Below are 21,309 nucleotides of genomic sequence, written 5' to 3'. Positions count from 1 at the left end.
TGAACTTCACCCCGTTGCTTCCAGCAGCAGTAAATCCATCAGCAGCACCAGATTCGACTCAAATGACGTCACGCCTGCTGCTTCAGCAGCGAAATGTACCGCTTCGTCATAGAGGGCAAAGTGTACGTCCGCCATCCCCGCCAGCGTATTGGCCGAGGCGCGGGTAAACGCGACGACGGTCATCCCGACGTTTTTGGCAATTCGCGCTTTATCCAGCACCTGCTCCGTTTCGCCGCTGCGTGAAACGGCAATGAACACCTGATAGCGGGCGGCGTTGCTGAGAAAAATGTTCCGGCTGTCCCCCGGCCCGGAGATAAATGCCGTTTTGCCCAACACCTGCAATTTCTTGGTCAGGTACTCGGCAAACAGATAGGAAAACCCGGCACCGTAGAGAAAAAAGCTCTCTTTCTGGCGCAGCAGGTTGGCAAACTGCTGGCGTTTGTCCTGGGTGACCCACTGAAAAGTTTGCTGATAGTTGGCGATGAATTGGTTAAAAAGGGCAGGCAGCTCAGGGAGCGATTGCCCCTGCACGGCGATATGCGGCGTGTCAGAAAGCAGCTGCTTGCAGTGCCAGATAAACTCGCTAAAACCGCTGAACCCCAGCTTCTGACACAGCCGCATAATGGTGGCGGTAGAAACAAATGTCGCCTGCGCCAGCTCGCGCACCGTGATATTGCCCACCAGCAGCGGATGCTCCGTGAGGTGGGCGAGGACGCGATACTCCGCGCGGGTCAGTGACGCCCCGCGCGTTAACAGCGTGGCCAGGCGGTTATCCATTATTTTGCCGGTTCAACCGGCAGATCGTCTCGCGCACCCCATTCGCTCCAGGCGCCGTCGTAAAGAGTGACGTCGTTAACCCCGAGGGTGGCAAGTGCCAGAATCACCACGCAGGCCGTTACGCCGGAACCGCAGCTGGCAATGATCGGACGATGTAAATCCACACCCGCACGGTCAAAAATGGCGCGCAGTTCATCGGTGGTTTTCAGCTCCCCTTCAAAAACCAGATCGCCCCACGGCACGTTCAGCGCGCCCGGAATATGTCCACGCTTCAGACCCGGACGCGGTTCATCCGCTTCGGCATTAAAGCGAGGAGCAGGACGGGCATCGACAATTTGCGCCGTCTTCTCGTGGCTAACGACCAGTACGTCAGTCAGACGTTTGACGACGTGTGCGTCAAACGTGGCATCGAAATCGCCTTCCGGCAGCGTGACATCACCCTGCTGAAGCGGCAGGTCATCACGCTTCCAGCCCGCCAGACCGCCTGCCAGAATTGACACTTTCTCTACGCCAAACTGTTTTAACATCCACCACGCACGCGGTGCGGAAAAGAGGTTGCCCTCATCGTAAACAACCAGATGCTTGTCGCGGCTCACGCCCAGCTCGCGCATCGCCACGGAAAAGGCTTCCGGGCGCGGCAGCATGTGCGGCAGGGGAGAGTTGTGATCGGAGAGGGCTTCAATATCAAAAAACACCGCATCAGGCAGATGGCCGGCACGGTATTCAGCGAGCATATCACGAAGATGTTCCTGCCCGGCTGGGGCCATCCGCGCGTCAATAATCTGGACTTCCGGGTCGTCGCCGTGCTCAATCAGCCAGTCGGCGGCGACAAAATATGAGGTGGACATGGGATGCCTCCATTCTTTTCCGTAAAAAAGGATTGTCGGTGTTTTTTATGACACCGACAAGCAAACCACGTTCAACTCGCGAGCAAGCCCCTATTTTTTCACCGTTTCGCCATTCTGCCAGGCCTTTTGCAGTGCGGGCCAGTAGTCGCGGTTGGCTTCGATCATCTCATCCAGAATAGCTTTCGCGTGCGCCATGGTCGGCACGGTGCGGTTCAGGGTGAAGGCCTGCAGGGCTTTCTCATAACTGCCTTCGATGGTCGCCTCCACCAGCAGCTGTTCGGATGCCAGCTGCTGTTGCAGCAGGGTCTGATGGAACAGCGGCACCCGACCGATGCGCATAGGCTCTGGTCCTTCGGAGGTGATATAGGCGGGCACTTCCACCATCGCATCGTATGGCAGGTTGGTAATCGCCCCGCGGTTTTCCACCATCACCAGATGGCGGCTGCGCAGGTTAAAGGCCAGCGAGCAGGCCACGTCGACGATAAACTCGCCGTGGACGCCCACGTGGAAGGCATCCGGCAGGATCCCGGTGCGCTTGTACTCTTGCGCAGCAGCAAAGAGTTTTTTCTCACGCCCGTCCATCACTTCGTTAGCGCGGGTATAGTCCGGGTTCTGATGCTCCACAATCTGGTTTGGCATCAGGTAATACTGCAGATACGGGTTCGGCAGGTACTCCGGGAAGTTATCCATGACGGGCTTGATGTTGCGCCAGGTCTTCACCCAGGAGGGATCGGAATGTTGCGGATCGGTTTTGGCGGCGTCTTCCGTCAACAGGCCAAACTTCGCGATATGTTTGCGCAGTTCGGGCAGCTTGTCTTCGCCGTCCACCAGCACGCGGGTAAACCAGCCGAAGTGGTTCAGGCCGAAATAGTCCACCTCCAGCTTGTGGCGATCCACGCCCAGAATGGCACCCATATTGCGCATTGCAGCGACGGGCATATCGCAGATGTTCAGCACCCGCGCGTTCGGGCGCAGGCGGCGCACGCCTTCCGCCACGATCGCTGCCGGGTTGGAGTAGTTCACGATCCAGGCTTTTTCATGCGCGTAGCGATCCACCCGATCGATAAGCTCGACCATCGGCAGGATCGTGCGCAGTCCGTACGCCAGCCCGCCGGGACCGCAAGTCTCCTGGCCGACCACGCCGTGCCGCAGCGGGATCTTCTCATCCTGCTCGCGCATTTTATACTGACCGACCCGCATCTGGGCGAAGACGAAATGTGCGCCGCTGAACGCCACTTCCGGGTCAGTGGTGACGGTGAATTTGATGCTTTCACTGTGGTCACGAATCACTTTCTCAACCACCGGCGCGATGGTGTTCTGACGCGCCTCGTCGATGTCATAGAGGCGGATTTCGGCCAGCGGGAAGTCATGCAGACGTACCATCAGGCTTTTCACAATACCCGGCGTGTAGGTGCTGCCGCCACCGGCAATCGACAGAATAAAGGGGGGTGTAAACATCTTTAGCTCCTTTCAGAGAAACGTCTCAACGGCTTCTCGCATTTTTTTGACATGCAGCCCGTAGACCACCTGAACGTTGTTACCTTGTTTGATGACCCCTTTCGCGCCGGTCGCTTTCAGGCGCGGCTCGTCGATGATGTCGACGTCCTTCACCGTGACGCGTAAGCGGGTATAGCAGTTATCCACAACCTCAATATTCTCCCTGCCGCCGAGGCCCACTACGATGGACTCACCCAGCCCGTCGTTATTGCCCCTCGCCTGGTACTCCTGCTTGCTGTAGAGACGTGTCTCCTGATCCTCATCCTCACGGCCTGGGGTCTTCATGTTGAAGCGCAGAATAAGGAAGCGGAACACCGTGAAGTAGAGGGAAAACATGATCAGCCCTACCAGGATGTACATTGGCCAGTTGGATTTCTCCGTGCCGAGCGGCAGGTTGTAGAGAATGAAATCAATGATCCCGTTGGCACCGATGGCGTGAACACCAAATAGCGAGAACAGCATCATGCCGATGCCGGTCAGCACCGCGTGAACCACGAACAGCAGCGGCGCGACGAACAGGAAGGAGAACTCAATCGGCTCGGTGACGCCGACCAGCAGCGAGGTCAGCGCCGCCGGGATCAAAATGGCTTTCGCAACAGCTTTGCGTTCCGGTTTTGCGGTCATATACATCGCCAGCGCGGCGGCGGGCAGGCCGAACATTTTGCTGATGCCGCGCGCGTCCCACACCACGGTGCTGCTGAGCTGCTTCACCTCCGGACAGGCCATTTCGGCGAAGTAGATATTGCGCGCGCCCTGATAGGTTGCGCCGCATACCTCCTGCGTCCCCCCGAGTTCGGTATAGAGGAACGGGGTATAAACCAGATGATGCAGGCCAGTCGGTACCAGAATGCGCTCAAGGAAACCGTAAATGGCTACGCCGAACGGGCCTGAGCCTTTAATGGCCAGCGCCAGCGCGCTAATCCCGTGCTGAGCGTACGGCCAGATTTCGCTCATTACCACGCCGAGCAGCATGGAGACGGGCAGCATCACAATCGCGACAAAGCAGTGGCCGGAGTAAATCGCCATCGCACCGTTAAACTGTACGCCGGAATATTTGTTGTAAAGGTAGCCGGAGAGCGCCCCGGTCAGGATCCCGGCGAAAACACCCATCTCCAGCACCTGAACGCCCAGCACCATGCTTTGACCCGCGGCTTTCATCTGCCCGGCAGGCGCCAGCTCACCCTGAAGCTGTAACGTTACGTTCATGGCGTTGATAAACACCACGAAGGTCACCAGACCAATCAGCGCCGCGTAGCCTTTATCGCGCGTTGCCAGCCCAATCGGGATCCCGACGGCAAACACCAGCGCCAGGTTGACCAGCACTGACACGGCGGATTTGGCGATCAGCTGGCCGATACTCTGAATGAGCGGATGGCCAAGAAACGGCAGGTACTCGGCCAGGTTGCCGTTACCCAATACGTTACCAAAGGCGATAAACAGACCGACGATCGGTAAGATAAGTACGGGGCCGTACAATGATTTTCCGAAATTTTGTAGGGCGTTCACGGCTCGTTTCATGGCTTTCTCTCTTATTGAACCGCGCACTCGGGGTGCGTCATGGTCATAAAACTAGCAGGCTCCTGATGCTTTTATCCAGCTATCTTATTGTTTTAAAAACAAATGACGTGAAAGGTAACATGTGACGTTATGCTCTGTGATCGCGGTTCCACCTCCACGCCGCCGGACATGGCGATTCTGCGAGGCGCTTTCCAGATTCTAAAATTGGACTTTTTGTATTAACGAAACTTGCGGATAATACTTATCCGGACGACGACCAACAGGCCCCCTCAGGCCAGGGACAAAGGATGAAACCGTTTCGCTTAGCCGCGATCTCTCTCGCGCTGCTTACCACATTTACGCTTGTCGGCTGTGACAACAGCGACGATAAATCTCAGACTGCGGCTCCCGCAGCATCTACCACATCAACCCCGAAAGCGGCTGAAAAGCCTGATGCAGAAAAATTGGCAAAACTGGCGGCACAGAGCCAGGGCAAAGCATTAACCCTACTGGATGCCTCTGAAGTACAGCTGGACGGCGCCGCCACGCTGGTGTTGACCTTCTCTGTTCCGTTGAATCCCGACCAGGATTTCGCGAAAACAGTGCATGTCGTGGATAAGAAAAGTGGCAAGGTTGACGGAGCGTGGGAACTTGCGCCTAACCTGAAAGAGCTTCGCCTGCGTCATCTGGAGCCCAACCGTAATCTGGTTGTCACCGTCGAACGTGGTTTACAGGCGCTGAACAAAGCAACGTTCGACATTGATTATGAAAAAGCGATCACCACCCGGGATGTCGAACCGACGGTCGGTTTTGCCAGCCGCGGATCGCTGCTGCCGGGCAAAGTGGTGGAAGGGCTGCCGGTGATGGCGCTCAACGTCAACAATGTGGACGTCAATTTCTACCGCGTGAAGCCGGAATCGCTGGCTTCCTTTGTCAGTCAGTGGGAGTACCGTAACTCCCTGACCAACTGGGAATCCGACAACCTGCTGAAGATGGCGGAACTGGTTTATACCGGTCGCTTTGATCTCAATCCGGCGCGCAATACCCGTGAAAAACTGCTCCTGCCGCTCAAGGATATCAAGCCGCTCCAGCAGTCTGGCGTCTATATCGCGGTCATGAACCAGGCCGGACACTACAACTACAGCAATGCCGCAACCCTCTTTACCCTGAGCGATGTCGGGTTATCCGCTCACCGTTACCACAACCGCCTGGACATCTTTACCCAGAGTCTGGAAAACGGTGCGGCGCAGTCCGGTGTCACCGTCACGCTGCTGAATGACAAAGGGCAGACCCTTGCCGAGGCGAAAAGCGATGCGGACGGTCATGCGACGCTTGAAACCGACAAAGAGGCCGCGCTGATTCTGGCGAGCAAAGATGGCCAGACCACGCTGCTTGATCTCAAACTTCCGGCGCTCGATCTGGCGGAGTTTGATATCGCCGGTAATCCGGGCTACAGCAAGCAGTTCTTTATGTTTGGTCCGCGCGATCTCTATCGCCCGGGTGAAACCGTGATCCTCAACGGCTTACTGCGCGACAGCGACGGAAAGCCGCTCCCCGACCAGCCTGTGAAGCTTGACGTGTTGCGTCCGGATGGACAGGTGGCGCGCACGATGGTCGTTAAGCCAGAAAACGGGCTCTATCGTTTTAACTATCCGCTGGATAGCGGTGCGCAGACCGGCATGTGGCATATCCGCGCGAACACAGGTGATAACCAGCAGCGTCTGTGGGATTTCCACGTGGAAGATTTCATGCCTGAGCGTATGGCGCTGAATCTGACAGGTCAAAAAGCACCGGTTTCCCCGCAGGATGACGTGGACTTTAACGTAGTAGGCTATTACCTGTACGGTGCGCCGGCTAATGGGAATTCACTGCAGGGCCAGCTTTTCCTCCGCCCACTGCGTGAGGCCGTGCCTGCACTGCCAGGCTTCCAGTTTGGGGACATCGCTGAGGAAAACCTGAGCCGCAGTCTGGATGAAGTGCAGCTTACGCTGGACGAACAGGGGCGCGGGCAGGTTACGACTGAAAGCCAGTGGAAAGAAGTGCATTCGCCGCTACAGCTGATCCTGCAGGCCAGCCTGCTGGAGTCGGGCGGTCGCCCGGTGACGCGTCGCGCTGAGCAGGCCATCTGGCCGGCGGCTGAACTGCCGGGTATCCGTCCTCAGTTCGCCAGCAAGGCCGTATACGACTACCGCACGGATACCACCGTCAACCAACCCATTGTTGACGAAAACGGTAATGCCAGCTTTGACATCGTTTATGCCGATGCCAGCGGGGCGAAAAAAGCGGTATCCGGCTTACAGGTGCGCCTGATCCGCGAGCGCCGCGACTACTTCTGGAACTGGTCTGAGAGCGAAGGCTGGCAGTCTCAGTTCGATCAAAAAGATCTGGTTGAAGGTGAACAGGAGCTTAGCCTCAAGGCCGATGAAACCGGCAAGGTCACTTTCCCGGTGGAGTGGGGCTCATACCGTCTGGAGGTGAAAGCGCCTGATGAGATGGTCAGTAGCGTGCGTTTCTGGGCAGGATACAGCTGGCAGGATAACAGCGATGGCACGGGGGCAGCACGCCCTGACCGCGTGACGCTGAAGCTGGATAAACCCGCTTATCAGCCAGGCGATACCATCCAGCTGCATATCGCTGCACCCGCCGCAGGCAAGGGTTATGCCATGATCGAATCCAGCGAAGGGCCGCTGTGGTGGAAAGAGATCGACGTACCGGCAAACGGGCTCGATCTCTCGATTCCGGTAGATAAAGCCTGGAAACGTCACGATCTCTATCTCAGCACACTGGTGGTGCGCCCTGGGGATAAATCGAAATCCGCCACGCCGAAACGCGCGGTTGGTCTGCTGCATCTGCCGATGGGAGACGAAAATCGTCGCCTGAACATTGCGCTCGATAACCCGCAGAAAATGCGGCCAAATCAGACGCTCTCGGTGAAGGTGAAAGCCAGCGTGAAAGAGGGTGCGGTTCCACAGAAAGTGAACGTGCTGGTTTCGGCAGTGGACAGCGGCGTGCTGAACATTACCGATTACGTTACGCCAGATCCGTGGCAGGCGTTCTTCGGCCAGAAGCGCTACGGCGCGGATATCTACGATATCTACGGCCAGGTCATTGAAGGACAGGGCCGCATGGCGGCGCTGCGCTTCGGCGGTGATGGCGATGAACTGAAGCGCGGCGGCAAACCGCCGGTGAACCACGTCACCATTGTTGCCCAGCAGGCTCAGCCGGTTACGCTGGATGCTAACGGGGAAGGTACCGTTACGCTGCCGATTGGAGACTTCAACGGCGAGCTGCGCCTGATGGCACAGGCCTGGACGGAAGATGATTTTGGCAGCAGTGAAAGCAAGGTTGTGGTGGCCGCACCGGTCATTACCGAGCTGAACACCCCGCGTTTCCTGGCGAGTGGAGATACCTCGCGCCTGACGCTGGATCTGACCAACCTGACCGACCAGCCGCAAACGCTGAACGTTGCCCTGACTGCGACAGGCAAACTGTCCCTGGAGGGCGCGCCGCCGCAGCCGGTTCAGCTGCCGCCGGGCGCGCGTAGCACCCTGTTTATTCCAGTACGTGCGCTGGAAGGCTATGGCGACGGTGAGGTGACGGCACAGGTTACCGGCCTGCAGCTTCCGGGAGAAACCTTCGCAGCGCAGCAGAAAAGCTGGAAAATCGGCGTACGTCCGGCATTCCCGGCACAGACCGTCAATACCGGAGCGATGCTGAACCCGGGTGAATCCTGGACCGCACCGGCGCAGCATAGTAGCGGTTTCTCTCCAGCCACTCTGCAGGGGCAACTCCTGCTGAGCGGTAAACCACCGCTCAACCTGGCGCGCTATATTCGTGAACTGCAGGCGTATCCGTATGGCTGTCTGGAACAAACCACGAGTGGCCTGTTCCCGTCGCTCTACACCAACGCGGCGCAGCTCACCGCGCTTGGTATTAAGGGCGACACGGATGACAAGCGCCGTGCTGCCATTGATATTGGGATCTCGCGTCTGCTGCAGATGCAGCGCGAGGAGGGCGGTTTTGCGTTGTGGGATAAAAACGGCCCGGAAGAGTACTGGTTAACCGCCTATGTCACTGACTTCCTGGTGCGTGCAGGCGAGCAAGGCTACAGCGTGCCTGCCGAAGCCGTGAATAACGCCAATAGCCGCCTGCTGCGCTACCTGCAGGATCCGGGCATGATGTCCATTCGCTACAGCGACGACACCCAGGCCAGCAAATTTGCCGTACAGGCTTATGCCGCTCTGGTGCTGGCGCGCCAGCAAAAAGCACCGCTGGGTGCGCTGCGCGAAATCTGGGATCGTCACGCTCAGGCTGCTTCCGGGCTGCCGCTGATGCAGCTGGGTATGGCGCTCAAACTGATGGGCGATGCCCCACGCAGCCAGCAGGCACTGGACCTGGCGCTCAAAACGCCGCGTAACGACAGCAAAAACTGGATGGCCGATTACGGTAGTCAGTTGCGCGATAACGCGTTGATGCTCTCCCTGCTGGAAGAGTACAAGCTGCTGCCGGATGCGCAAAATACGTTGCTGAATGCGCTGTCTGAACAGGCTTTCAGCCAGCGCTGGCTGTCTACTCAGGAGAGTAATGCCCTCTTCCTGGCCGGACGTTCGCTGCAAACTCTGTCAGGTGCATGGCAGGCGAAAACCTCGCTGTCTGATACCGCCTCAGGCGGTGATACATCGCTGGTACAAAACGTCAACGGCGACCAGTTTGGTGCGCTGCAGGTGACCAATACCGGCACTTCGCCACTGTGGGTTCGCCTGGACAGCACGGGTTATCCGGAATATGCGCCTCAGCCGAGCTCGAACGTGCTGCAGGTTGAACGTCATATCCTGGCAACCGACGGCAGCAGTAAATCGCTCTCATCTCTGAAGAGTGGTGAACTGGTACTGGTGTGGCTTGAGGTGAAAGCCAGCCAGAACGTGCCGGATGCGCTGGTGGTGGATCTTCTCCCGGCGGGTCTGGAGCTGGAAAACCAGAACCTGGCGAGCAGCAGCGCCAGCCTGCAGGACAGCGGCAGCGAGGTGCAAAACCTGCTGAGCCAGATGCAGCAGGCGGATATTCAGCATATGGAGTTCCGCGACGACCGCTTTGTGGCCGCTGTGCCGGTCAACGAAGGTCAGCCGGTCACGCTGGTTTACCTGGCGCGCGCCGTCACACCGGGAACTTACCAGGTGCCGGTCCCGATGGTGGAGTCTATGTACGTTCCGCAGTGGCGGGCAACGGGTGCGGCCAGCGGCCCGCTGATTGTTGTTCCGTAATATGCTGAAAGCACGTCTGATACGCTCCCGCTGGCTCTGGCTGGCGGGAGCGCTTCTCATTTTATGGGGGCTGGTTTTCGCCGCCGACCGCCTGTGGCCGTTACCTCTGAAAGAGGTTAACCCCGCCCGGGTGGTGGTGGATGAGAACGGCACGCCGCTGTGGCGTTTTGCTGACGCGGAGGGCATCTGGCGCTATCCGGTGACCATTGAAGAGGTCTCTCCCCGTTATCTTGAGGCGCTAATCCAGTATGAAGATCGCTGGTTCTGGGATCATCCCGGCGTAAACCCACTCTCTGTCATGCGCGCCGCCTGGCAGGATCTCACCTCCGGGAGAGTGGTCTCGGGGGGAAGCACGCTTACCATGCAGGTGGCGCGCCTGCTGGATCCGCATCCGCGCACCTTCGGTGGAAAGATCCGTCAGCTCTGGCGGGCGATGCAGCTGGAGTGGCATCTCTCCAAACGCGATATTCTTACGCTGTATCTCAACCGTGCCCCGTTTGGCGGCACGCTGCAGGGTGTAGGGGCAGCAAGCTGGACCTATCTGGGGAAACCACCTTCGCAGCTTAGCTACTCCGATGCAGCGCTGCTGGCCGTACTACCGCAGGCTCCGAGTCGTCTGCGCCCGGACCGGTGGCCGGAGCGGGCCGAAGCGGCACGCAATAAGGTGCTCGACCGCATGATGACCCAGGGCGTCTGGTCAGAAAAACAGGTAAAAGAGTCCCGTGAAGAGCCGGTATGGCTGGCTCCCCGTCAGATGCCGCAGCTGGCGCCGCTTTTTGCTCGCATGATGCTCGGCAAAAGCCGCGACACAAAAATTGTCACCACGCTGGATGCCGGACTACAACGACAGCTGGAAGAGCTGGCGATGAACTGGAAATCCCGCCTGCCGGCACGCAGCTCGCTGGCGATGATCGTCGTGGATCATACGGATATGAAAGTGCGCGGCTGGGTCGGTTCGGTGGATATTAACGACGACAGTCGATTTAGCCATGTTGATATGGTCAATGCGATCCGATCGCCGGGATCGGTGCTGAAACCCTTTATTTACGGTATGGCGCTGGATGATGGCCTGATCCATCCCGCCTCATTGCTTCAGGACGTTCCTCGAAAAACCGGTGATTATCGCCCCGGAAATTTCGACAGCGGCTTCCACGGGCCGGTCAGCATGAGTGAAGCGCTGGTACGCTCCCTCAACCTGCCGGCGGTGCAGGTGCTGGAAGCCTACGGGCCAAAGCGTTTTGCCGGAATGCTGAGCAATGCCGGGCTGCCGCTGATCCTGCCTGCGGGGGCACAACCGAATTTGTCGCTGATTTTGGGAGGTGCAGGCGCGCGGCTGGCCGATATCGCCGCTGCCTATAGCGCCTTTGCCCGACACGGCAAGGCGGGAAGGCTGCGCTTCCAGCCTGGCGACGCGCTTGTTGAGCGCCCGCTGTTATCGGCAGGTTCAGCGTGGATTATTCGCCGTATTCTCGCCAACGAGGCGCAGCCGCTGCCGGACAGTGCGCTACCGCAAATTGCGCCGCTGGCGTGGAAAACCGGCACCAGCTACGGCTACCGTGATGCCTGGGCAATAGGTCTGAACGCCCGTTACGTCATTGGCATCTGGACCGGGCGACCGGACGGTACGCCCGTGGCCGGGCAGTTTGGTTTTGCCAGCGCGGTGCCGCTCCTGAATCAGGTAAATAACCTGCTTCAGTCTCGCTCGACGGTAGACGAAGCCCGCCTGCCGCGCGATCCGCGTCCGGAGAGCGTCGGGCAGGGTGTGATCTGCTGGCCTGGCGGTCAGTCGCTGCCGGAAGGCAGTGAAAACTGTCGGCGTCGCCTTTCCACATGGTTGCTGGAAGGAAGTGAGCCGCCTACGCTGCTTTTACCGGAACAGGAAGGTATTCGCGGCATTCGTTTCCCGGTCTGGCTTGATAAAACGGGTAAGCGCGTTTCAGCAGATTGCCCGGATGCCACGGAGAAAATCCTCGATGTCTGGCCGCTGCCGCTGGAGTCGTGGCTGCCAGCAGCAGAAAAAAGGGCGGCGCGTCTTCCTGCGAAATCAACAGTCTGTCCGCCTCTGGATAATAACAATGCGGCACCGCTTATGATTTCGGGAATCAGAGAGGGAGCTGTGATTAAGCGACTCCCGGGTGAAGGAAATGTGACGCTTTCTGTCAGTACGACAGGTGGAGAAGGTGAGCGCTGGTGGTTTTTAAACGGAGAACCGTTAAAAGGACGGAATTATAATTATTCATTACAATTATATTTGCCGGGTAATTATCAGTTATTTGTGATGGATGAGGCAGGACAAACGGCGACGGTAAATTTCGAGCTGGGCCGTTAAGTTTTACCCCTAAAGCGTTAGCTTGATAATTATCAACATTCGTTCCTGAAAAAAAACGAGAATGCGTTTTTATTTGAAGGAACGAGCAATGAAAAAAATAAAAATCAGGGAGAGGGTTTTATTCCCGAGATATCCCGACGTCATTTTATTCAGGCAGGATCGGCGCTCGCCGCCCTTCCGCTTGTTGTGACAACCCGCAACGTACAGGCGCAGGACGCCGCGGCAACACGTGCGGCGCCGGAAGAAAAAGTGGTGCAAACCTGCAGCACGTTTGACTGCGGGGGGAAGTGTGATATTCGAGCTCATATCAGCGAAGGCGTTGTCACCCGAATTTCCACGCGCCCGGATAATGCATTGGATCCGCAGATGCCGGTTATGCGTGCCTGTGTTCGTGGCAGAGCGTATCGGAAATTTGTTTATCATCCCGATCGGCTTAAATATCCAATGAAGCGTACAGGTAAACGTGGCGAAGGAAAATTCGAACGTATTACCTGGGATGAAGCCACGACGCTTATTGCGAATCAATTAAAAACGATTACGCAAAAATACGGTGCGGCTTCACGCTATGTTCACGTGGGTACCGCAGTTTCTGGCGGAACGTTTTCCGGCGATAAAATGGTTCGTCGTCTGCTCAACTTAACCGGCGGCTACCTCGAAAGCTATCACTCGGTCAGTATGGGCAACACGGCGGCAGCCACGCCGTATACCTATGGCACCGCTGCCAGCGGCAGTTCTCTGGACACGCTGCTTGATACGAAACTGGTCATCCTCTGGGGGCATAACCCGACGGAGACGATTTTTGGTCACAGCAACTACTTCTTCCAGAAGATGAAGCAAAACGGCACCCGCTTTATCGTTGTCGATCCGCGCTATTCAGACCCGGTTTCCTCCCTTGCCGATCGGTGGATCCCGCTGCTTCCTGCCACTGATAATGCCCTGATGGATGCCATGATGTACGTGATCGTCACAGAGAACTTGCACGATCGCGACTTCATTCAGCGCTATACCCTGGGCTTTGACGAAGCATCAATGCCGGAAGGCGTTCCGGCCAATGAATCCCTGATGGCTTACCTGAGCGGGGCAAAAGACGGCGTGGCGAAAACCCCTGAGTGGGCCGAGAAAATTACCCATGTGCCTGCGCAGACTATCCGTCAGCTGGCTCGCGACTACGCAAATACTAAACCTGCTGCACTGATCCAGGGTTGGGGGCCGCAGCGTCACAACTGCGGCGAGCGCACCGCGCGCGGCTCAACGTTACTGGCGACGCTAACGGGTAACGTCGGCGTAAAAGGCGGCTGGGCGGCAGGCTATGGCGGCTGCGCTAACCGCAAATTTGCCGTTGGGCCCGAAATGCCGGATAACCCGGTAAAAGCCAAAATATCGGTGATGAACTGGGTGCAGGCCGCCGACGATGCTTCTCAGGTGACGGCGGATGTTGGTTTGAAAGAAGCTGACAAGCTGGACAGCAATATCCGCATCCTGTTCTCGCTGGCCGGCAATTACCTGGCTAACCAGAACCCAGATCTCCATCAGGCAACCCGCGTGCTGGAAGACGAGTCGAAAATCGAATTTATTGTTGCAAGCGATCTGTTTATGACGCCGAGCGCCAGATACGCCGATCTTCTTCTGCCGGAAACCAGCTTTATGGAGCGCTGGAATATTGGCGAAACCTGGGGGACCGCGAGCTATCTGATCCTGTCGGAAAAGCTGATTGAGCCTGAGTTTGAGCGCCGTTCAGATTACGACTGGCTGCGTGAGGTTGCCGCTAAGCTCGGCATTGAACCCGCGTTCAGCGAGGGCCGTGACGAAAAAGCGTGGATTGAGCACATCTGGGAGCAGACGCGGCTGGCGATGCCGGAGGAAAATCTGCCGGACTTCACGACGCTACAGAAAACGCGTCAGCATCTTTTCAAAAGCGCGCCGTACGTTGCCTTTGAAGACAACATTCGCGATCCGCAAAATCATCCGTTCCCGACGCCGTCCGGGAAGATTGAGATCTTCTCGAAGCGTCTGTACGACATGCATCACCCGGAAATTCCGGCGCTATCGCACTACGTTCCCGCTCATGAAGGCCCGGAAGATGAACTGGCGAAAACTTTCCCGCTTCAGCTGATTACCTGGAAAGGGAAAAACCGTGCCAACTCAACCCAATATGCTAACCCGTGGTTAATTGAAGCCCAGCAGCAAAAGCTGTGGATTAACCCGCAGGATGCGCAAAAGCGCGGCATTGCACAGGGCGATACCGTGCGCATCCATAACGCGCGCGGCATTTGTGAAATCCCGGCCGAGGTGACGCCGCGCATCATTCCAGGCGTCGTTGCCATGCAGGCTGGTGCCTGGTGGCAGCCGGACGAGCAGGGTATTGATAAAGGTGGTTGCGCGAACGTCCTCAGTTCAGCCCGTATTACCGCGCTTGCGAAAGGGAATTCTCATCAAACCATGCTGGTGGAGGTAGCGAAAGCATGAGTCAGTTTAAACACTACGCGCCGGTGAGCGATAAACAGCTGGGTTTTTATATCGACTCCTCCCGCTGTTCGGGCTGCAAGGCCTGTCAGGTGGCGTGCAAAGATAAAAATAACCTTGAGGTTGGACGTCGTTTCCGCCGCGTTTATGAAGTCAACGGCGGAAATTTCATTCCAACCGGGCAGGGGGGCGTCAGCAATAACGTTTTTGCTTACACGCTCTCTATTTCTTGTAACCACTGTGCGGACCCGGTCTGCACCAAAAACTGCCCGACTACCGCGATGCACAAGCGTCCGGGCGACGGCATCGTGCGCGTCGATACGGACAAGTGCGTTGGCTGCGGCTACTGCGCATGGTCATGTCCTTACGGCGCGCCGCAGCTCAATGAGCAGACCGGACAGATGTCGAAATGCGATTTTTGCGTGGATCTCCAGGCAAAGGGGGAGCAGCCAGTCTGTGTGGCAACCTGTCCACTCGAAGCGATCAAATTCGGACCCATTGATGAACTTCGGGAGAAATACGGCGCGGTCTGCGATGTGAAAGGTTTGCCTGATTCTTCCATCACACAACCGAACCTGGTAGTCAAAGCGCATCAGGGTGCAGAGAAAGAGGGGAAGCGTCATGCATGAGTTACCATTGCTGATATTTACGCTGTTCCTGCAGGGATCGGTAGGCGTGACCCTCTGGCTGGCGTTTGGCGAGGCGCGTGCATCGCAATCTCGTCTGCTGCTGCCCGCTGCCGGGGCGTTTGTCCTGGCCAGTCTGGGGCTTCTCTCCTCGGCGCTGCACATGGGCTATCCGCTCAACGCCCTTAACGCGCTGCGCCACGTTTCCAGCTCCTGGCTGAGCCGTGAGATCGTCTTTGCCAGCCTTTACCTTGCGGCACTGGGCCTTGCGACGCTGCTGATGTTTGCCAAAAAACCAGGCTGGAAGCTGCTGTTGGTTGTGGCCGGTGTTGTCGGGCTGGTGGATGTGTTCTGCATGGCGCAGATCTACATGCATACGTCGGTGGTGACCTGGCAGCACATTAACACTCTGGTGCTGTTCATCGGCTCGGTGGGGATCATAGGTTCTGCCTGCATGGCCGTTGGGCTGCGCTGCCAAACTTCCGTGCGTGCGGCGGTTGTCATTGTCGCGCTGCTGGTGCTTGTGCGTCTGGTCATGCAGCCCGTCTGGCTGGCAGACATTGCGACCATGGATAACACCGTGGTGACGTTCCCTCACGCACCGTTGCAGATGCTGGAGCAACTGCGCACGGTACATCTGCTGAGCTGGTGCGTTTCGGTTGCAGGTATGCTGTGCTTTGCCGCGGGCGGTCTGAAAGCGGCGCGAGGCCCAATGCTGCTGGGCAGTGCGCTGTTGATCGTGGGTGAGCTTATGCTGCGCTTCGTTTTCTTCAGTATTGGCTGATGGGCGAATTGTCATTATCCCCGGCGATAGAGGTGACGCATGCGTGCGTGCGTCGCCGTTTTCGCCATGCTGCCTGCAGTGCCTGCGCGGACGTTTGTCCCGCGCAGGTTTTTTCTTTTACTGAAATGGGCATCTCGGTTGATGAACAGCGCTGTATAGGCTGCGGTGATTGCCTGTTCGTCTGTCCCACCGAGGCCATTACCGACATCACGCCGCGAAAACGCTTTCTGCGTGGCGATACCCTCGTTGGGCCTTTTACTGAACATGCCCCAGGGGTGAATGAGCTGCTGCTATGGCACGCGCAACACGGTGTGCGTTTTATCAGTATTGAAGCGGAACACTACCCGGCCTGGTTACTGGCGCTTGCCCGGCTTAATCTTGTGCTTCGTCGACGGGGTGAAGCGGTATGGGCTTTTAAGCCTGACCCGATCAACGAGGTGAATATTGCCCGCCGTGCGCTTATGTATGTTCCGCGGGAGGATGTGCGCCGCTGTAACGTCGTGCCGGGCCAGCGTCAGCTGCGCAGGGCATTCGCAGAATTTAGCGAGTCAGATATCGTTCTCGACATCGGAAAATGTAGGTTGTGTGGGGCATGCTGGCGAAGCTGCACTGAAAACGCAATTCGTTTTGAGAATGCCACGCTGGTGGTGGAAACCGGACGCTGTACCGGGTGTGGGGGGTGCGAAGCGGTGTGTCAGCATGGCGCGATAAGCATAACGCAGACAGAACAGAGCGCGAAAAGCAGCGTGACGCCTGCCTGTGAGGCTGTTTGCCTGACGTGTCATCGTCATTTCTGGTCATTCAGGATGGATGAAAAGCACTGCCCCCTCTGTTCACGCCATCACTTCGCTATGCGCGATTCGGCCTGTTGCTAATCTTCGTCTCATTTTAAAAAAATGTTATGCAGAACCATAGGCAATGGCGCTATTGCTCATTATAATCCGCGCCACACCATACTCAGGTATGCAAAACAACAGAACATTGACAGAGGTTATCATGGCTATTGAACGTACTTTTTCCATCATCAAACCAAACGCGGTGGCAAAAAACGTTATTGGCAGCATCTTCGCTCGCTTTGAATCAGCAGGGTTCAAAATTGTTGGCACCAAAATGCTGCACCTGACCGTTGAGCAGGCTCGCGGTTTCTACGCTGAGCACGAAGGCCGTCCATTCTTTGACGGTCTGGTTGAGTTCATGACCTCCGGTCCTATCGTGGTATCCGTGCTGGAAGGCGAGAACGCAGTACAGCGCCATCGCGATCTGCTGGGTGCAACCAACCCGGACAACGCGCTGGCCGGTACCCTGCGCGCTGACTACGCGGACAGCTTCACCGAGAACGGCACCCACGGTTCTGACTCCGTTGAATCTGCTGCACGCGAAATCGCCTTCTTCTTCGCAGAAGGCGAAGTGTGTCCACGCACCCGTTAATTTAACGGTTTCGTTTACACATTAATTTCGTAAATGCCACGTGCAAACGTGGCATCCCTGCGCCAGACTTTGTACAATGCAACGCCCCGGATGAGCAGACCGCTGTCCGGGGCGTTTCTATTCAACCCTCCAGGGGCCACAACGTGTAACAACGAGGCCGGAAAATATTATGTCTGAATTAGTGAATACCTCCGAAGTCGCCATTCCTGCGGTTCCCAATAAAAATGGAAAAATTAACCTGCTGGACCTGAACCGTCAGCAGATGCGCGAGTTCTTTAAAGATATGGGTGAGAAACCGTTTCGTGCCGATCAGGTGATGAAATGGATGTACCACTACTGCAGCGACAACTTTGATGAAATGACTGACATCAACAAAGTGCTGCGTAACAAGCTCAAAGAAGTGGCTGAAATCCGCGCCCCGGAAGTGGTGGAAGAGCAGCGCTCTGCCGATGGCACCATCAAATGGGCGATTGCCGTAGGCGATCAGCGCGTTGAAACCGTCTACATCCCGGAAGAAGACCGCGCCACGCTGTGTGTCTCCTCCCAGGTGGGCTGCGCGCTGGAGTGCAAATTCTGCTCTACCGCACAGCAAGGGTTCAACCGTAACCTGCGTGTCTCTGAAATTATCGGCCAGGTCTGGCGTGCGGCGAAAATCGTCGGTGCGGCAAAAGTGACCGGTACGCGTCCTATCACCAACGTGGTGATGATGGGGATGGGTGAGCCGCTGTTGAACCTGACTAACGTGGTACCGGCAATGGAAATCATGCTGGATGACTTCGGTTTCGGCCTGTCCAAGCGTCGTGTGACGCTGTCGACGTCAGGCGTTGTCCCTGCGCTGGATAAGCTTGGCGACATGATTGACGTTGCGCTGGCTATCTCTCTGCACGCACCAAACGATGAAATTCGTGACGAAATTGTACCGATCAACAAAAAGTACAATATCGAAACCTTCCTCGCTGCCGTGCGCCGCTACCTGGAGAAATCCAACGCCAACCAGGGCCGCGTCACCATCGAGTACGTGATGCTTGACCACGTTAACGACGGTACCGAGCACGCGCATCAACTGGCTGAGCTGCTGAAAGATACGCCATGCAAAATCAACCTGATCCCATGGAACCCGTTCCCGGGGGCGCCGTATGGCCGTAGTTCAAACAGCCGTATCGACCGTTTCTCCAAGGTACTGATGGAGTATGGTTTCACCACTATCGTGCGTAAAACCCGTGGTGATGATATTGATGCAGCGTGTGGACAACTGGCTGGCGATGTCATTGACCGAACCAAACGTACCCTGCGTAAACGCATGCAGGGTGAGACGATTGCGGTCAAAGCTGTTTGATTATTATGCACTCACGGCGCATTATCTGCGCCGTGATGCATAATCTTACTGAATAATCAGTCAGATTCGTGAAGACTGATCAATAATTACGGTGCGTTTCATCCGACTTTCGGGCAGTATGTAACGACGTAACAACAGTTTAGCCGTTCGGGCAGGGCTGTACTGTCATCTCCGGGCTGACAGTCTTATACTGTCTGTTCAAGGTTAACTGACCTGAAGTTTCGCGGTGCGGGTGGCATTGTGACTCACCGGCACCTGAACCCTTTTTTTCACGTACCAGTAGTTGTAGCGAATGAATACTGAAGCCACTCACGACCAACATGAAGCACTCTCCACTGGCGTTCGTCTTCGCAACGCCCGTGAACAACTCGGACTCAGCCAGCAAGCCGTTGCAGAACGCTTGTGCCTGAAGGTTTCCACGGTTCGCGATATTGAAGAAGATAAGGCGCCTGCCGATCTGGCTTCAACATTTCTGCGCGGTTATATCCGCTCTTACGCAAAACTGGTGCACATCCCCGAAAACGAATTACTGCCAATGATGGAGAAGCAGGCACCGGTTCGCGCAGCGAAAGTGGCGCCGATGCAAACTTTCTCCCTGGGGAAACGTCGTAAAAAACGTGATGGCTGGCTGATGAGCTTTACCTGGCTGGTGCTGTTTGTGGTGATCGGCCTGACCGGCGCGTGGTGGTGGCAAAACCATAAGGCGCAGCAGGAAGAGATCACCACCATGGCCGATCAATCCTCTGCTGAACTCAATCAGGCAGGGAATGGTGGCGCTCAGAGCGTCCCGCTGAACACCGACGGTGCAGCCACCTCAAGCGAGCCGCAAACAACGGCTCCGGCAACCGATGCGGCGCAGGCTCCGGCAGCCACGGCTAACACCGCTGCGCCTCAGGCTCAGGATCAGAACGCGGTCGTTGCCCCTTCTCAGGCGAATGTTGATACTGCGGCGAACGCGCCTGCGGCGACTCAGCCAACGGACAATACCGCGGCATCCCTGCCTACCGACCCGGCGGCTACTGCCGCACCAGCAGCCGATCCAAACGCGCTGGTGATGAAATTCACTGCCGACTGCTGGCTGGAAGTCACTGACGCGACAGGTAAAAAACTGTTTAGCGGCCTGCAGCGGAAAGATGGCACGTTAAACCTAACGGGTCAGGCACCTTACAAACTTAAAATCGGCGCTCCGGCAGCGGTACAGATCCAGTATCAAGGAAAACCTGTCGACCTGAGCCGCTTTATCAGAACTAACCAGGTTGCACGTCTTACCGTTAATGCCGAACAATCAGCAGCACAGTAACAGACGGGCAACGCGGGAGATTTTTCATGCATAACCAGGCTCCGATTCAACGTAGAAAATCGAAACGGATTTACGTTGGGAATGTGCCAGTCGGCGATGGAGCACCCATCGCCGTTCAGTCGATGACCAACACGCGCACCACGGACGTGGAAGCAACGGTCAATCAAATCAAAGCATTAGAGCGTGTAGGCGCGGACATTGTTCGCGTCTCCGTGCCCACCATGGATGCCGCAGAGGCGTTCAAGCTGATCAAACAGCAGGTCAGCGTTCCGCTGGTAGCGGATATCCACTTCGACTACCGTATCGCGCTGAAAGTGGCCGAATACGGTGTTGATTGCCTGCGTATTAACCCGGGCAACATCGGTAACGAAGAGCGCATCCGCATGGTGGTGGACTGCGCCCGTGACAAAAATATCCCTATCCGTATCGGTGTCAACGCGGGATCGCTGGAAAAAGATCTGCAGGAAAAATACGGTGAACCCACGCCGCAGGCGCTGCTCGAATCCGCGATGCGCCATGTCGATCATCTCGATCGTCTTAACTTCGATCAGTTCAAAGTTAGCGTAAAAGCGTCCGATGTATTCCTCGCGGTGGAGTCGTACCGCCTGCTGGCAAAACAGATCGATCAGCCTCTGCATCTCGGGATCACCGAAGCGGGTGGCCTGCGTAGCGGTTCTGTCAAATCCGCGATCGGTCTGGGACTGCTGCTCTCTGAAGGGATCGGTGACACCCTGCGCGTTTCGCTGGCGGCCGATCCGGTAGAAGAGATCAAGGTCGGTTTCGATATCCTGAAATCACTGCGTATTCGTGCGCGTGGGATCAACTTCATTGCCTGCCCAACCTGCTCGCGTCAGGAATTTGATGTGATCGGTACGGTGAATGCCCTGGAGCAGCGTCTGGAAGATATCATCACCCCGATGGACGTCTCCATCATCGGTTGCGTGGTGAACGGTCCGGGTGAAGCGCTGGTGTCCACACTGGGCGTGACCGGCGGTAACAAGAAAAGTGGTCTCTATGAAGATGGCGTTCGTAAAGATCGTCTGGATAATAGTGACATGATCGACCAGCTCGAAGCTCGCATCCGCGCTAAAGCCGCGATGATGGACGAGACACAGCGTATCAGCGTTCAGCAGGTTGAAAAATAACGTGATGGGAAGCGTGCC

14 protein-coding genes are annotated in these 21,309 nt (G+C 56.8%); 10 read left to right on the top strand and 4 right to left on the bottom strand.

The annotated features are described in order from the left end of the window. Positions 1-6: 6 nt before the first annotated feature. From L3068_RS16775 to L3068_RS16760, 4 genes are all read right to left on the bottom strand, one after another. Positions 7-777: a MurR/RpiR family transcriptional regulator gene (locus L3068_RS16775; RefSeq protein ID WP_014884822.1), complete on the bottom strand. Its 771-nt coding sequence runs from the start codon at positions 775-777 to the stop codon at positions 7-9. Then, positions 777-1,625, bottom strand: a complete 849-nt coding sequence (gene sseA / locus L3068_RS16770; RefSeq protein ID WP_014884821.1) for a 3-mercaptopyruvate sulfurtransferase — start codon at positions 1,623-1,625, stop codon at positions 777-779. The genes L3068_RS16775 and sseA overlap by 1 nt, the downstream gene beginning before the upstream one ends. A gap of 90 nt (positions 1,626-1,715) precedes the next feature. Beyond that, the gene (locus L3068_RS16765) at positions 1,716-3,083 is read right to left on the bottom strand and encodes a 6-phospho-alpha-glucosidase (protein WP_014884820.1); all 1,368 of its coding nucleotides are present in this window, start codon (positions 3,081-3,083) and stop codon (positions 1,716-1,718) included. A 12-nt stretch (positions 3,084-3,095) separates the two neighbouring features. Further along, a complete protein-coding gene (locus tag L3068_RS16760; RefSeq protein ID WP_014884819.1) occupies positions 3,096-4,640 on the bottom strand; it encodes a PTS transporter subunit EIIC in 1,545 nt (514 codons plus the stop codon). Between the two features lie 287 nt (positions 4,641-4,927). Here L3068_RS16760 and L3068_RS16755 point away from each other — a divergent pair, with 287 nt between their 5' ends. The 10 genes from L3068_RS16755 to ispG all read left to right on the top strand — a co-directional run bounded on the left by L3068_RS16755 (position 4,928) and on the right by ispG (position 21,291). Further along, positions 4,928-9,880, top strand: coding sequence for an alpha-2-macroglobulin family protein (locus L3068_RS16755; protein ID WP_014884818.1), 4,953 nt, complete (start codon positions 4,928-4,930; stop codon positions 9,878-9,880). Position 9,881: 1 nt separating this feature from the next. Further along, the gene (gene pbpC, locus L3068_RS16750) at positions 9,882-12,209 is read left to right on the top strand and encodes a peptidoglycan glycosyltransferase PbpC (RefSeq protein WP_014884817.1); all 2,328 of its coding nucleotides are present in this window, start codon (positions 9,882-9,884) and stop codon (positions 12,207-12,209) included. Between the two features lie 120 nt (positions 12,210-12,329). Beyond that, positions 12,330-14,675, top strand: coding sequence for a DMSO/selenate family reductase complex A subunit (locus L3068_RS16745; protein ID WP_333129168.1), 2,346 nt, complete (start codon positions 12,330-12,332; stop codon positions 14,673-14,675). Continuing rightward, entirely contained in the window at positions 14,672-15,301 is a 630-nt protein-coding gene (locus L3068_RS16740) for a DMSO/selenate family reductase complex B subunit (RefSeq protein ID WP_014884815.1), read from the top strand. Before L3068_RS16745 ends, L3068_RS16740 begins: the two co-directional genes overlap by 4 nt. Continuing rightward, on the top strand, positions 15,294-16,082 hold the full coding sequence (locus L3068_RS16735; RefSeq protein ID WP_014884814.1) for a dimethyl sulfoxide reductase anchor subunit family protein: 789 nt from the start codon (positions 15,294-15,296) through the stop codon (positions 16,080-16,082). Before L3068_RS16740 ends, L3068_RS16735 begins: the two co-directional genes overlap by 8 nt. Continuing rightward, a complete protein-coding gene (locus tag L3068_RS16730; RefSeq protein WP_014884813.1) occupies positions 16,082-16,957 on the top strand; it encodes a 4Fe-4S binding protein in 876 nt (291 codons plus the stop codon). Before L3068_RS16735 ends, L3068_RS16730 begins: the two co-directional genes overlap by 1 nt. Positions 16,958-17,078: 121 nt before the next feature. Beyond that, on the top strand, positions 17,079-17,510 hold the full coding sequence (ndk, locus tag L3068_RS16725; RefSeq protein WP_003860625.1) for a nucleoside-diphosphate kinase: 432 nt from the start codon (positions 17,079-17,081) through the stop codon (positions 17,508-17,510). A gap of 169 nt (positions 17,511-17,679) precedes the next feature. Next, positions 17,680-18,846, top strand: coding sequence for a dual-specificity RNA methyltransferase RlmN (rlmN, locus tag L3068_RS16720; RefSeq protein ID WP_014884812.1), 1,167 nt, complete (start codon positions 17,680-17,682; stop codon positions 18,844-18,846). 292 nt (positions 18,847-19,138) lie between these two features. Beyond that, positions 19,139-20,146, top strand: a complete 1,008-nt coding sequence (gene rodZ, locus L3068_RS16715) for a cytoskeleton protein RodZ (RefSeq protein WP_014884811.1) — start codon at positions 19,139-19,141, stop codon at positions 20,144-20,146. Positions 20,147-20,172: 26 nt separating this feature from the next. After that, positions 20,173-21,291: a flavodoxin-dependent (E)-4-hydroxy-3-methylbut-2-enyl-diphosphate synthase gene (gene ispG / locus L3068_RS16710; RefSeq protein ID WP_023337626.1), complete on the top strand. Its 1,119-nt coding sequence runs from the start codon at positions 20,173-20,175 to the stop codon at positions 21,289-21,291. Positions 21,292-21,309 lie beyond the last annotated feature (18 nt).

The organism is Enterobacter cloacae complex sp. ECL414 (assembly GCF_021869685.1).
Classification (GTDB): domain Bacteria; phylum Pseudomonadota; class Gammaproteobacteria; order Enterobacterales; family Enterobacteriaceae; genus Enterobacter; species Enterobacter kobei.
This window is presented reverse-complemented; position numbering and strand designations above follow the sequence as displayed.